The sequence below is a fragment of the Rhodoluna limnophila genome (genome assembly GCF_005845365.1).
In the GTDB taxonomy this organism is placed as follows: domain Bacteria; phylum Actinomycetota; class Actinomycetes; order Actinomycetales; family Microbacteriaceae; genus Rhodoluna; species Rhodoluna limnophila.
The window spans coordinates 875,319-889,120 of sequence record NZ_CP040509.1; the positions used below are offsets into that span (position 1 = coordinate 875,319).

Annotated in this window: 14 protein-coding genes; all 14 read right to left on the reverse strand. The window is 54.0% G+C overall.

Going from position 1 to position 13,802, the window contains the following annotated elements; all coding sequences use genetic code 11:
- Position 1: 1 nt before the first annotated feature.
- The 14 genes from dprA to smc all read right to left on the reverse strand — a co-directional run bounded on the left by dprA (position 2) and on the right by smc (position 13,754).
- On the reverse strand, positions 2–1,180 hold the full coding sequence (gene dprA, locus FFA38_RS04260) for a DNA-processing protein DprA (protein ID WP_172956004.1): 1,179 nt from the start codon (positions 1,178–1,180) through the stop codon (positions 2–4).
- 59 nt (positions 1,181–1,239) lie between these two features.
- Positions 1,240–2,805, reverse strand: a complete 1,566-nt coding sequence (locus FFA38_RS04265) for a YifB family Mg chelatase-like AAA ATPase (protein ID WP_138275554.1) — start codon at positions 2,803–2,805, stop codon at positions 1,240–1,242.
- A complete protein-coding gene (locus tag FFA38_RS04270) occupies positions 2,805–3,158 on the reverse strand; it encodes a YraN family protein (RefSeq protein ID WP_138315643.1) in 354 nt (117 codons plus the stop codon). Before FFA38_RS04270 ends, FFA38_RS04265 begins: the two co-directional genes overlap by 1 nt.
- Positions 3,159–3,242: 84 nt before the next feature.
- Positions 3,243–3,566, reverse strand: coding sequence for a DUF2469 domain-containing protein (locus tag FFA38_RS04275; protein WP_138275556.1), 324 nt, complete (start codon positions 3,564–3,566; stop codon positions 3,243–3,245).
- 9 nt (positions 3,567–3,575) lie between these two features.
- Positions 3,576–4,277, reverse strand: a complete 702-nt coding sequence (locus FFA38_RS04280; protein WP_138315644.1) for a ribonuclease HII — start codon at positions 4,275–4,277, stop codon at positions 3,576–3,578.
- Entirely contained in the window at positions 4,249–5,001 is a 753-nt protein-coding gene (gene lepB / locus FFA38_RS04285; protein ID WP_138315645.1) for a signal peptidase I, read from the reverse strand. Before lepB ends, FFA38_RS04280 begins: the two co-directional genes overlap by 29 nt.
- A 12-nt stretch (positions 5,002–5,013) precedes the next feature.
- Positions 5,014–5,364, reverse strand: coding sequence for a 50S ribosomal protein L19 (gene rplS / locus FFA38_RS04290; protein ID WP_138275559.1), 351 nt, complete (start codon positions 5,362–5,364; stop codon positions 5,014–5,016).
- Between the two features lie 151 nt (positions 5,365–5,515).
- A complete protein-coding gene (trmD, locus tag FFA38_RS04295; protein WP_138275560.1) occupies positions 5,516–6,202 on the reverse strand; it encodes a tRNA (guanosine(37)-N1)-methyltransferase TrmD in 687 nt (228 codons plus the stop codon).
- A 2-nt stretch (positions 6,203–6,204) separates the two neighbouring features.
- Positions 6,205–6,747 carry a ribosome maturation factor RimM gene (gene rimM / locus FFA38_RS04300; RefSeq protein WP_138315646.1) on the reverse strand — a complete coding sequence of 181 codons (543 nt, stop codon included), beginning with the start codon at positions 6,745–6,747 and terminating at the stop codon, positions 6,205–6,207.
- A complete protein-coding gene (locus tag FFA38_RS04305) occupies positions 6,740–6,976 on the reverse strand; it encodes an RNA-binding protein (protein WP_138275562.1) in 237 nt (78 codons plus the stop codon). Before FFA38_RS04305 ends, rimM begins: the two co-directional genes overlap by 8 nt.
- A 3-nt stretch (positions 6,977–6,979) precedes the next feature.
- Positions 6,980–7,516, reverse strand: coding sequence for a 30S ribosomal protein S16 (gene rpsP / locus FFA38_RS04310; RefSeq protein WP_138315647.1), 537 nt, complete (start codon positions 7,514–7,516; stop codon positions 6,980–6,982).
- Between the two features lie 163 nt (positions 7,517–7,679).
- Entirely contained in the window at positions 7,680–9,185 is a 1,506-nt protein-coding gene (gene ffh, locus FFA38_RS04315) for a signal recognition particle protein (protein ID WP_138315648.1), read from the reverse strand.
- Between the two features lie 11 nt (positions 9,186–9,196).
- Positions 9,197–10,222, reverse strand: coding sequence for a signal recognition particle-docking protein FtsY (gene ftsY / locus FFA38_RS04320; protein WP_138316013.1), 1,026 nt, complete (start codon positions 10,220–10,222; stop codon positions 9,197–9,199).
- Between the two features lie 13 nt (positions 10,223–10,235).
- Positions 10,236–13,754 (reverse strand): chromosome segregation protein SMC, encoded by a 3,519-nt coding sequence (smc, locus tag FFA38_RS04325; protein WP_138315649.1) that lies wholly within the window; start codon positions 13,752–13,754, stop codon positions 10,236–10,238.
- Positions 13,755–13,802: the final 48 nt, after the last annotated feature.

The window sequence follows — 13,802 nt, forward strand, 5'->3', positions numbered from 1 at the left end:
ATCAAAGGTTAGTTTGCACTTGGCGCCAATCGGAACCGCGGCGCTCAACGAGTCCGGCTAATTCAAGTTGAGCTAAACCAAATTTTGCTTCGTTGCGAGTGAGGCCTGCCTCTCGGCAAATAATTTCAAGGGATTCATGGCCGAACCCGATTGCATCGAGGACCCGCGTTTCAATAGCTCCAAGACCGGCTATCGGCTGATCCACTTCAAAGGCCCCACTGAGCGGGAGTAGGTCCCTGAGGCCTGCCGTTCCGCTCACCAGTGATGCCTGCCCTGCCTCAATAAGTTGATTGCACCCCGCTGACTTGGGCGAGTAAATTGGCCCCGGCACAGCACCCACCGTGCGGTTTAGAGCCAAGGCGTGGCGGGCTGTGCTGAGGGCGCCAGATCTCCAGTTGGCCTCGGTAACCAAGGTGGCGTGCCCCAGCGCAGCAATCAACCGATTTCGCTGCAAAAAGCGCCACTTGCTCGGAGCAGAACCTGGAGGTAATTCACCAACTACCGCGCCTTCTGAGCAAATTCTCTCCAACAGAAGGCGGTTTGCACTTGGATACAACCGGTCTACCCCTCCAGCTAGCACGGCAATGGTCCCTGGCTCCGACGCAAGCGCAGTTTGATGGGCAACAGCGTCAACCCCAAGAGCCCCTCCCGATACGATTACCGCACCCAGCTGACTTGCTGTGTAAGTGAGTTCGGCTGTAACCCTGCGACCGTATTCGGTCACTCCCCTGGACCCGACAATGGCCAGACTTAGGTTTGAACCGAGCAGGTCGGTGCGACCTCTAACCCAGAGCGCAAACGGAGCAAAACTTCCGAGGTCAGCAAGACCGTTGGCCCATATCCCCTCATCTGGAACCAAGAGGCTCCCTCCGACCGACCGGATGTATTCAAGGGCTCTAAAGACAGCCTGGGAGCTAAGTCTTTGACTCCATCTCGCACGAGCGTCATCCAGGTATTTTTGACCGTTTTCAAAGTCCGGCAGTGTATCCAGTGAGAACCCCACCTGATTCAAACTGCGCTCAACGGAGTTGGATTCGAGTCCCGCAATCAGTAATTCAAGAGCCCTGACCGGCCCAAGAATAGACACCAGACAGCCAGCGAAACCATCCCCCGGCTCGCAGATTGTGCTCCACGCGGCTCGGGCAAAGATGTCAAAATTGGCCGAGTGGTCCGTAGCCATCCCGACAAGGGCTAAATCGACCTCTTTTGGGTTCATCCGCAAGGTTGTATCGGTGGCCATCAGGCAGCCTCCAACGGATTATCGCCGCCACGTAGGATCAGTGCTTCGCAGATGTTTTCGACTGTAGGTGATTGGTTGCCGGCCAGGTCGGCAATGGTCCAAGCCAACCGCACGCAACGGTCGTAACCTCGCATGCTCAGCAAACCCCGCTCAAGAGCACGGTCGAGTTCTTTAGTGACTGCCCGTCCTAGTTTTAGTTGCCTCCTGAGGTAAGGCCCAGGCACCTGCGCGTTTAGTTTCCAAGGTGTGCCGATAAGCCTTGATTCAGCTGCCGCACGCGCCTGTGAAACCTTGGCCCGCAGTTCGGCAGAGCTTTCGCGAGGAACGGCCGAATCTCGATGAAGCGCTATCTCTGCCGAACTAACCGGTAAAAGCGGGAGGCGAATGTCGATACGGTCCAGCAGGGGGCTTGAAAGCTTCGAGGCGTATCGGTGCTTTTGGAGATAGCTGCAGGTGCACTGCGCGCCCCTACCAAAGCCTCGACCGCAAGGGCATGGGTTAGCTGCCATCACCAATTGAAAACGAGCCGGGAACCTAGCCGTGCCAGCCGAGCGATTGATCATTACCTCGCCGGACTCAAGTGGTTGCCGAAGAGCCTCGAGCACCGGCAGCATAAATTCAGGAGCCTCGTCCAGAAAAAGGACCCCGTGGTTTGCCAGAGAAATCAAACCCGGCCGAGGAAGACCGACACCACCACCGACCAGTGAAGCCACCGAGGCGCTGTGATGAGGTGACTCGAATGGTGGCCGCCGGATCAGGCTTGTGGCACGCACTTCAGGGGTTGCTGCTGAAATTGAATGAACCGCTGTGGTCTCTAATGCAGCCTCAAGCTCTAGATCGGGCAACAAAGTTGGTAGGCGCTCGGCCAGCATGGTTTTACCAGCACCGGGTGGCCCAACCATGAGCATGTGGTGACCTCCAGCGGCCGCCACGGTCAGAGCCTCGACAGCAGAATCCTGACCGACCACATCTGAAATGTCCACACCACTTTGATGCATAGACTCCAAAACGGTCTGCACCTCAAAGGTTTGCGCGAACGAAACATCGTCTGTTCGAACCTCAGCACCATGAATAGCAGCAACCTGCCTCAGGTGCTCGACACCAGTTACCTCAATGCCATCGATAAGGCTGGCCTCAGCAAAGTTCACCTGGGGAACAAAGGCTCGGGTGCATCCGGCTGCCTTAGCCGCCAGCAGCGCCGGCAACACTCCTCGAACACCACGAATCAAGCCATCCAGGCCAAGCTCACCTAAGAAAATTTGCCCCGGATTTATAGACACCTTTAGGTTTGCAGCCAAAATAGCCATCGCGATGGCTAGGTCAAAACTTGCGCCGTACTTGGGCACTGAGGCTGGCGAAAGATTGACCGTGACTCGACGCGCGGGCATTTCTAGACCACTGTTCTGGATGGCCGAGCGGACTCTATCTTTGGCCTCGCTCAGCGAAGCATCGGGCAAACCGACCAGGACAAACGAGGGTAGATTACTTGAAATTTCAGCTTCAATTTCAACCAGGGTGCCGGCTAAACCGAGCAAACTGATGGCAAAAGTTTTTGCAACCGGCATCAGAACACCTGCTTCAGGTGTTCGATTGCGACTCTGCCCTGATTGACCAGCACCGCTATTGCATCAAGCCTCACCTTGACACCAGAAACCTCGTGGTCTCGGCACCATTCGGCAACGAGTTTGCGCATGCGAGAAACTTTAAGCGGGGTGATTGCCTCAAAAGGATGCCCGAAACCAGTTCCATTTCTGGTCTTGACTTCGACAAACACGTATCGCCCCTTTTCTAGGGCGATCAGATCTATTTCACCGCTCGCACCTCGCCAATTGCGATCTACTATTTCGTAACCGCGGTCGGTGAGAAATTGCGAGGCGCGGTCTTCGCCGTATTTGCCCAAGAGTTGTTTTTGATTCACCCAAACAGACTGCCCCGGTTAAATAAAAGATGGTCACCGCAGTGACCATCTGTGTAAAAGGGTGCCCAAATCTAGGCTGTGGATTTACTCGCCGACTGCAAGTTCTTTTGGCAGATCAAAAGCTGCACCAGTGAGTTCTTCAACGTTCACGTCTTTGAAGGTCAGCACACGAACACTCTTAACGAAGCGATCCGAGCGGTATATGTCCCAGACCCAAACATCTTTCATGTTCAACTCAAAGTAAAAATCGGTGCCAGCATCAACACGTTGCAGATCAACCTCGTTGGCCAAATAAAAGCGGCGCTCAGTTTCGATTACGTACTTGAAGGTTCCAACGATGTCGCGATACTCCCGATACAAAGCCAATTCAGCTTCGCGGTCGTAGTCTTCAAACTCGTTTTCTTCCATAACTAAAGTCTATTCACCAATGCCCTCAAGCTGCCCATCGGCCAAAATCTTTGTCAACCAGGTCTGCCTGTGATGCACCGAGGAGCCAAGCGTGCGAATTGCGTCAATGTGAGCCCCCGACGCATACCCCTTGTGGCCTTCGAAGAGGTATCCCGGTGTCTCATTAGCCAACCGAATCATGAAATTGTCTCGTTGAACCTTTGAAATCACCGATGCTGCTGCGACCGAAACACAGTCGCGGTCGGCTTTAGTTTGCACTAAGACTGGTATTCCACTGGCCATAGCTCCCAACCAGTTATGTGAACCATCAAGGATGATTGTGGCGCCGTCTTGAACAATTTGGGCACGCAGGTGTGCTTCGGCAAGCAGATCATCCAGAGCCAGTGCACCGGCCTTTGCCAGGGCCGCGATGATTCCGTTTGAATCAATTTCTGCCGCGGAAACCATACCAACAGCCGATCCGACCACCCATTCGGTTACGGGACCCACAATTTGATTCCGAATTTTTTCGCTGATTAGTTTCGAATCGCAGAGCTGCGCAGGCCACGGCGCACTTGCACGGGGGTCTGAACGGTCGATCAGCGCGACGCCAACTGCAACCGGTCCGGCAATGGCGCCGCGACCAACTTCATCCATGCCGATTACAAACCGTGAACCGCTGGCCCACAGTTCTTTTTCTCGACTAAGGGTTGGGAACGTCTTTGAAGACATCTGGAAAATTATCCAAGTATTGCCAGTTTTCAAATGGCCAGCTGACCACAAAAGCGCGACCTACGACAAAGTCTTTAGAGACAAAACCCTTGCTGGGTAGGTCACCGTGGAAGCGAGAATCCTGACTGTTATCGCGGTTATCACCCATGACCCAGACCGAGCCCTCTGGGACAACCACATCGAAGTCGATCAGTGAAGGTTCAGAACCCGGGGCAATGTAGGTTTCGTCGATGGCAACCCCATTTACGGTGAGTTTTCCATCAACGTCACAGCAAACCACATGGTCACCCGGCAATCCGATGACCCGCTTTACCAAGTGTTGACTGCTATCAGGCGCGGTCAAGCCAAATGCTGACAGGAACCATTCGATGCCCGAAGCAACCGGATCTTTTTCAACTTCAATGGGAGAACCAAGCCAGCCACCTGGGTCCTTGAACACGACCACATCTCCGCGCTGAAGCGGAATCAGATCGGGAACTAATTCATTCACGATGATTCGGTCATCGATCTGCAGGGTCTCGAGCATTGAGCCCGAGGGAATGAAAAACGAACGAATTAGGAATGTCTTGATTAACAAAGAAAGCACCAACGCAAACCCAACAATCACGACCAAATCGATCAGGAAGGAGACGAAAACGTTCTTCCGGAACCGCTTCAATTTTGATTGATAGAAGTTGCGTGGTGCTTTTCTTTGCGGGCTTTCAAACTGCCCGAGGTCTGTCATACGTAGAGCGTATTAGATGTTGTCGCGCTTTTCAGCAATCTTTGCCTTCTTACCGCGAAGGTCGCGCAAGAAGTAAAGCTTCGCACGGCGAACGTCACCGCGGGTTACAACTTCGATCTTCTCAAGTACTGGTGAGTGCACTGGGAAAGTACGCTCAACGCCAACCTGGAAAGAAACTTTACGAACGGTGAAGGTCTCGCGAACTGACTCGCCTGAGCGGCGGATAACGATGCCCTGGAAAACCTGGACACGGCTGCGGTTACCTTCGATGATGTTTACGTGAACCTTGACGGTGTCACCAACGCGGAAAGCTGGGATGTCTGAACGTAGCGACGCTGCGTCTACTGAATCAAGAATGTGCATTTTGAATCACTCTCTGTTACTGCACGCAGGTCAACAACGGGTTAGGTTTCGATTTGTTGTTCTTTTAGCCAAACTCCCCTGCGGCAGAGCATCATGTGGCAAACAACTTTTCTAGTTTAGCCGGAACCCAGCGAACAAGCAAAGGTAGGGGTTATTTATCCAGCAGGTCTGGCCGCACCCGGCGCGTGCGTTCGATTTGTTGCTCACGTCGCCACGCGGCAATTGCGGCGTGATTTCCGCTGGTCAAAACCTCAGGTACGTCAAAACCCCTCCAAGAAGCGGGCTTCGTGTAACTTGGGTATTCCAAAAGACCGTCAGAGTGAGATTCCTCAATCAGGCTCTCGGCATTTCCAATCACGCCAGGAATCAGACGGACTATGGCCTCAGTCATTGCAATCGCAGCAACCTCACCGCCGTTCAACACGTAGTCGCCCAAGCTAATAAGTCGAACCTTCGCTTTTGTAGCGGCGTAATCAACGACACGTTGGTCAATGCCTTCGTAGCGTCCGCAGGCAAAAACAATCTGCTTTTCGTTAGCAAGCTCATAAGCGGTGGCCTGCTTAAACTGCTCTCCCGCAGGAGAGGTAAAAATCACGGTGCAGTCGCCATCGGCCGGAAGAATCGCATCGAGTGCCTCACCCCAAGGCTCGGGCTTCATTAGCATTCCGGCCCCGCCGCCGTACGGGCTGTCGTCAACAGTGCGGTGCTTGTCATGTGTATAGTCGCGCAGATCATGTGCGGTGAATTCAATCAGATTCTTTTCACGGGCCTTACCCAGCAGTGAAAGATCCAGTGCATTGAAGTAGTCAGGAAAAATCGTGACGGCATCGATGCGCATTTTTAGGCCTCTGAAAGCTCTTCGAAAAGTCCGCCAGGAGGCGTTACAACCACTTCACCGGCTTTTACATCCACGGTCGGCACGAAGGCCTTGATGAAAGGTAGAAGAACCTCACCGGTCTCGGTCTTGATTGCCAGGCAGTCCTGGGCTGGCAGGTGATCAACACGGATTACCTGACCGATCAGTGCACCATCTCTGATGACCTTAAGGCCAATCAGTTGGTGGTCGTACCAGGCATCTGGCTCTTCAGGTAGAACCTCTACATCGGCATCAACCAGCAGAATTGCCTTGATCAGAGTCTCAGCAGCGGTGCGGTCTTCGGCCTCATTTAGGAATAAGACCGGTGCTTGGTTGTAGTAGCGCAACTCTTTTACGGTTACGGTTTTACCGAACCATGGGGAGGAGTCAGGTACCTGAAGTTTCAGCACAGCACCTGGTGCAAAACGCACATCTGGGCTGTCTGTATATAGTTCGAGTTTGAACGCTCCCTTTAGGCCGTGGGCCTTGACCAAACGGCCAACTCGGAGCGTAGTCTTGCTAGAAATCTGTGTCCACCACGTCTACGCGGACTTTTTTACCGTCGGCTAGGGCGTTCACTAGCGTACGGAGCGCTTTGGCAGTGCGGCCGTTGCGCCCGATCACACGACCCAGATCATCTGGGTGCACGTGAACCTCTAGCAAGTCTCCTCGCGAGGTTGATCGTGCAGTCACGGTTGCATCGTCTGGATTGTCAACGATGCCTTTGACTAGGTGTTCGAGCGCAGCGGCTAGCACTTATTAAGCCTCTTCGTTAACAGCAGCTTCTTCAGCAGCAGGAGCCTCAACGGCCTCGTCTGCTGCGTCTGCAACTGCATCTTCGATTGACTGGACTGCTTCTTCAGCTGCGTCAGCAGCCTCTGCAATTACGTCCTCAGCTGCGGCCTCAGCTGCTGGAGCTGCTTCCTCAACTGGTGCAACCTTGATCTCAGCCTTTGGGCGAAGAACGGTCTTCTTGGCACCGTCAACGATGAACTCAGCCTTTGGAGCCTTGGTCTGAACGGTGTTCTTTGCTGACTTGTCGCCCTGTGAAGCCTGTAGGTCACCGGTGAGCTTTAGTAGCACTGCTACCTGCTCAGTTGGCTGTGCGCCAACGCTTAGCCAGTACTGAGCACGCTCAGAGTTGACCTCGATAAGTGATGGGTTCTCGGTCGGAATGTAACGACCAATTTCTTCGATGGCACGACCGTCACGCTTGGTGCGTGAGTCTGCTACAACGATGCGGTAGTGCGGCGCGCGGATTTTACCCATGCGCTTCAAGCGGATTTTTACAGCCACGATTGCTCCTGATTTTCGTAATGGTGCGAACGTTCAACCGTGAGCGTGGGGGCACACTCGGTGAAAAAGCTCTAGGGGTTGTCGTAATCGTTTGGTTAGAGGGTCAAACGGCGACAACCGCTCTATTCTGCCAGAAATTCGCCTCTGGCGCTAGTTTCTCGGGCTAGTTTCCCAATCCAAATGCAGAACCGGCAGAACCCGTTGCATCTGAACCAGGTTTATTGCCCGCCAGACGCGCCGCCTCCTCAGCCGCGCGCTTGGCTGGGTTTCCAGACTTGGAACCTTTTTTCTTGTCCTTTGACTTTGACTTCCCGCCACCAAACGAGCCCATGCCCGGCATCTGCGGCATACCCGGCATCTGTGGCACACCTCCCTTGGCAACCGTCTTCATCATCTTGGCTGCCTGTTCAAACCGGTTGACCAGAGAGTTAACATCAGTCACGGTCATGCCGGAACCCTTTGCAATACGGGCGCGGCGAGAACCATTCAAGATCTTTGGCTGGCGACGTTCTGCAGGCGTCATCGATCTGATGATTGCCTCGGTACGGTCAATTTCTCGCTCATCGAAGTTATCAAGTTGCTGACGCATCTGACCTGCACCCGGCATCATTGCGAGCATGCTCTTGAGTGAGCCCATTTTGCGCAGCTGCTGCATTTGCTCCATGAAGTCTTCAAGTGTGAAAGCATCTTTGGCCAGCTTTTCAGCCATGGCCCGTGCTTCGGCCTCATCGAAGGTTTTCTGAGTTTGCTCAATCAGGGTAAGAACGTCACCCATGTCCAGAATTCGGCTGGCCATGCGGTCTGGGTAGAACGGCTCGAAGGCATCAATGCCCTCGCCATTCGACGCAAAAATAATCGGTTTGCCGGTAACTGAGGCAACCGAAAGCGCAGCACCACCACGGGCATCGCCGTCAAGCTTGGTCAAAACAACGCCGGTGATTCCAACACCCTCGTCAAAAGCCTTGGCAACGTTCACGGCATCCTGGCCCAACATTGAGTCCACGACAAACATGACTTCATCTGGGTCAACGGCCGCACGGATGTCTGATGCCTGCTGCATCAGTTCTTCGTCAACACCCAGGCGACCGGCTGTGTCGACAATCACCACGCTGAACATCTTTTGCTTGGCGTGCTTGATTGAATCTTGGGCAACCTTTACCGGATTACCTACGCCGTTGCCTGGCTCGGGCGCAAATACGGGAACATCTACGCGTTCGCCAACCACTTGTAGCTGGTTTACAGCATTTGGGCGCTGAAGGTCGGCTGCAACCAAAATTGGGGTTTGCCCCTGGTCCTTCAACCACTTAGCCAGCTTTCCGGCAAGCGTGGTTTTACCGGCACCCTGGAGACCGGCCAGCATGATGACAGTCGGTGGGTTCTTAGCGAAAGACAGCTTCTTTTGCTCGCCACCAAGAATTTGCACCAACTCTTCGTTCACAATTTGAACTACCTGCTGAGCCGGGTTTAGTGCTTTAGAAACCTCGTCACCCAGCGCACGGTCGCGAACCGAACTGGTGAAGGCCTTGACTACGTCTAGAGCTACGTCAGCCTCGAGCAGTGCGCGGCGAATTTCGCGCAGGGTGGCATCGATGTCAGCCGGGCTTAGCTTTCCCTTGCTGCGAAGGTTCTTGAAAGTATCGATCAAGCGATCTGAGAGATTTCCGAACATACGGGCTTTTCCTAACTAACTAGTCCGCGTGCAAATTCGCCGGCATCGAAGAAGGCAAAATCATTAATGCCCTCGCCAACTCCGACCAGTTTCACTGGTATGCCAAGCTCGCGCTGGATTGAGAAGACAATGCCGCCTTTGGCGGTGCCATCAAGTTTGGTGAGCACTACGCCGGTAACTTTGGCTACTTCGGCAAAGGCCTTGGCCTGGGCCAGCCCATTTTGACCAGTAGTGGCGTCGAGGACCAAAAGAACCTCAGAAATTTGAGCCTGCTTCTCAATCACCCGGCGAATTTTTTCAAGTTCGCCCATGAGGTCGATTTTGTTTTGAAGCCGCCCAGCGGTGTCAATGATGACGATGTCGGCATCGGCTTTAATCGCTGCCTCGACCGACTCAAATGCCACCGAAGCAGGGTCCTGCCCCTCTTGCTTAGGCCTAATCAGCTGAGCTCCGGCTCGCTCAGCCCAGGTAGCAATCTGATCAACAGCAGCAGCCCTAAAGGTATCTGCCGCTCCGATAAACACCGACCACTCGCCTTCGGTCAGCCAGTTTGCGAGCTTGCCGATAGTTGTGGTTTTACCAACGCCGTTCACACCCACGACTAGAAAAACGTAGGGAAGTTTTCCATCGCTTAGGTTTAGTGCTGCGTCGTCACGCTGCAGCGCACCCGCAATTACACCGGCAAGTATGTCCTTGAGCTCCTGCTCAGACTCTGCACCTGATGCCTTGGCCTGGCGCTTTACTTCGTCAACAATTTCAACTGCGGCGTCTAGTCCAAAATCGGCTTGAATCAGAATGTCTTCAAGTTCATCGAGGTTTGCTGGGTCAAATTTGACCCGACTAAAAAGCGACCTAATTCCCTTGCGAGAGCTCCGTTTTGGAAGCTCTACTGCAACCAGTTCAGGTTCAATAGCAACCAGTTCAGGTTCAACAACAATTGGTTCGTCAACTATTAGTGATTCAGAGGAATCTGGCGCGTCCAATGCCACGCGGACTTCAACCGGCGCCTCTTCCCCGCGCTTCTTCTTCCAGAACATAAAGCCGGCCACTTTATTTGCTCTTCTCTAGCAGACGTTGACCGACCACGGCAGAAACACCGTCTTGGCGCATCGAGACTCCATAAAGCGCATCGGCAATCTCCATGGTTCGCTTTTGGTGCGTAATGATGATCAACTGCGAGTTAGAGCGAAGGTCTTCGAAAATTTGAAGCAACCGGCCAAGGTTGGCATCGTCCAGCGCAGCTTCAACTTCGTCCATGACGTAGAACGGCGAAGGGCGCGCTTTGAAAATTGCCACCATGAGAGCCACAGCAGCCAATGAACGCTCACCACCAGAAAGCAAAGACAGGCGCTCGATGCGCTTGCCGGCTGGCTTGACTGTAACTTCCAAGCCAGTGGTGAGCATGTCATCTGGGTTGGTCAGGAATATCGAGCCGGTTCCGCCTGGGAACAGCGTTGGGAATACCTGCTCGAAGGCTTTGCGGGTGTCCTCAAAGGCGTCGGCAAAAATCACCTGCATTTTTGCATCCAGGTCTTCGATGATCTGCATTAAGTCTTTACGAGTCTGGGTTAGGTCTGCCAACTGTTCGGTGAGGAACTTATGTCTTGCTTCAAGAGCTGCGAATTCTTCAAGTGCGAGTGGGTTTACTCGACCCAATTTTTCAAATAGTCGCTCGGCTTCGCGTAGGCGCTTCGACTGCTCATCGCGGTTAAAGGACTTGAACCCACCCTCGGCAGTTTCGTCTGGAATCGGCAACTCTGGATTGTATTCAGCCAGCAGAATCGACTGCTCCATACCGAGCTCATCGTTAGCTCGCGAAACCAGGTTCGATAGGTTTAGACGCTTTTCATGGTTTGCCAATTCCATGTCGTGAACGTTTTGGGTGAGCGCTGCGAGTTTCATCTGAATCTCGGCAGTTTCTCCGCGAAGCTTAACCAGTTCAGCGTTTTGATTGGCGCGTGCGGTTTCCAGCTCGTGAAGTCGGACTCTCGCCTGGGTTGCGCTTTCTGCTACGGCTTCCATGACGATCGGTAGAGCGTCCAAAACTCGCTGGGCTGAGTCAAGCTGTGCCTTTTGTGCAGCTGCAGCCGCCTTTGACTTTTCGATGGCAACTTGAGCTTCACGTACCTGCGATCGGAGGTTACGACCCCGCTCAGTCTCGACCCGAACTCGCTCAACTGCAGCGCCCAAATCCACGCGCAACTCAAGTTCGCGCTGGCGCTCCTGCTCCAAGTTTTCAGCCAGGGTCTGACGGTTTGCCAAATCGAGAGTTGGTCGCTCGCGCGCTGCAAATTCATCGTGATCGACGATTGCTTGGTTTAGTTGACGTTCGGCCTCGCCAATTCCAAGCGCTGCCTGTTCGGCAACTCGGCCAAGTCTGGCAACTTCGGCTTCTGAAGCCTCAACCTGAACTCGCAAACGGCCTAGGCGCTCAGCATTCGTTGCCAGGGCTGCATCGTGCTCATTCAGGGCCGCCAGTGCATCTTTGGAGCTTTGCTTTGCTGCCTCTTCAGTCGAACGCGCCTGAGCAAGTTCAGCACGGCCCTTTTCAACTAGATCGGTAACCTCAGCCAAACGCTTTTCAGCTGCATCGCGTTGAGCAACAAGCTCAACTTTTGAAGGCTTATTAGAAGACCCACCACGGATGATGTTGTCCGAGAGGACGTCACCCTCGAGCGTAATAAGAGTGAACTTGTTGGCGTTGGCGTCCGAGGCATACAAGGCTCTGGCTGCATCGATGCTGTCAACAAGGACCACACCGGAAAGCAGGTTTAGGATGCCCTGAGGGGCCTCGACAACTTCTGAGGCGGCGCGGGAACCGGCAAGTTTTGGCACATCAGGGCTGTTTTTGCCACCATCCACGTCAGCAATAATCAACTCAACTCGACCACCCTGAGATTTCTTGAGGTGCTCGATGGCCGACAGGCCTTCGTCGCGAGAATCGGCGACCAAGGCATCAGCCAGTGAACCGAGTGCCGCAGCAACAGCAACTTCAAACCCTTTTTGAATCTTCATGTGGCTTGCTACTAGCCCACGGATACCGCGCAATCCCGCAGCGCTCAGCTCGGTAGTGCCATCTTTTTGTTCCAGGGTTAGGTTCAAGGCCGAGCGTTTTGCCGCAAGCGAATCACGCTCGCGCTCTGCCACATGGATTTCATCCCGAAGTACTTCAATTCGAGCCTGCGATTCCGAAACCGCCTTTTGGGCCGCTTCGTACCTAAGTTCGAGACCATTGTCAGCCGGTGACTGTTGGTTTTGCAGCTGACTTTCGAGATGTTGGTACTCGGCTTTACGAGCTTCCAAGCGCTCATTGGCTTCGGCGAGCGCCTGTTGGTGACGAACAACCTCTCCCCTTAGGCTGGCAAGCCGCGATTCTGCAATATTTGCTTCATTGGCCAGTCTGGCCTTGTCTAGGTCAAACTTCGAGATCAGCGCGTTGGCCTCGGCAACTTCGTTGTCAAACTTTTCCAGAACATCGCGCGCTTCACTTCTAGACTTTTCAGCCTCGTGGAGTGCTTTTTGCAAGACCTCGACCGATTGCGCTAATTCGACTGCTGTTGCCTCTGCAGCAAGCGCCTCGGCTTCAATTGATGCTGGGTCGACCTGCGCACCAGAGACCTCAGCCTGCGAGCCCAAAAGAGCAACCTTTTGATTTGCGATAGAGAGCAGAGACCGGAGACGTTCCGCCAGCGAGTCGAACTGGTAAGCCAAATTGCGAGCCTGGTCGAGTTCGGTCGATACTTGGGCTGCCTCCAGCTGAGCCAAGCGAGCTGTGTTTTCTGAGAGCAATTCCTGCAGGATGTTGCGCTCACCGCGTCGATCCGACTCACTCTTGGCGGTTTCCTCGAGTGCTCGGTGGAGCTCTGTGATGTCTGCCGCCAAAATACGGGCTTTTGCATCTCGGACAACGGCGGCGATGCCCTGCGCTTCTCGGGCAACTTCTGCCTGCTGGCCAAGCGGCTTGAGCTGCCTGCGCACCTCGCCCGCTAGATCGTTGAGTCTGGTCAGGTTAGCCTGCATCGCCTCAAGCTTGCGCTGAGTCTTTTCTTTGCGGCGGCGGTGCTTCAAGATTCCAGCAGCCTCTTCGATGAATCCGCGGCGTTCTTCTGGCGTGGCACGAAGAACTGAATCCAGCTGACCTTGCCCGACGATAACGTGCATCTCGCGACCAAGACCTGAGTCGCTCAGCAATTCTTGAACGTCCAACAACCTGACCGGCTCGCCGTTGATCGCGTATTCGCTTCCACCGTTGCGGAACAGGGTTCTCGAAATGGTTACTTCGGTGTAGTCAATCGGTAGAGCGCCATCGGAGTTATCGATGGTCAAAATTACTTCGGCTCGACCAAGCGGACCTTTGGTGCTGGTGCCAGCAAAGATAACGTCTTCCATCTTGCCACCGCGAAGGCTCTTGGCGCCCTGCTCACCCATCACCCAGGCAAGCGCGTCAACTACGTTGGATTTACCGGAACCATTTGGCCCAACTACCGCGGTTACGCCAGGTTCAAAGGCAAATGTGGTCGGCTGTGCGAATGACTTAAATCCCTTGAGGGTGAGGCTCTTTAAGTACAAGCTGCCACCTGCCCCTCATTGCTAAAAATCGACTTTCGACAAAATTGC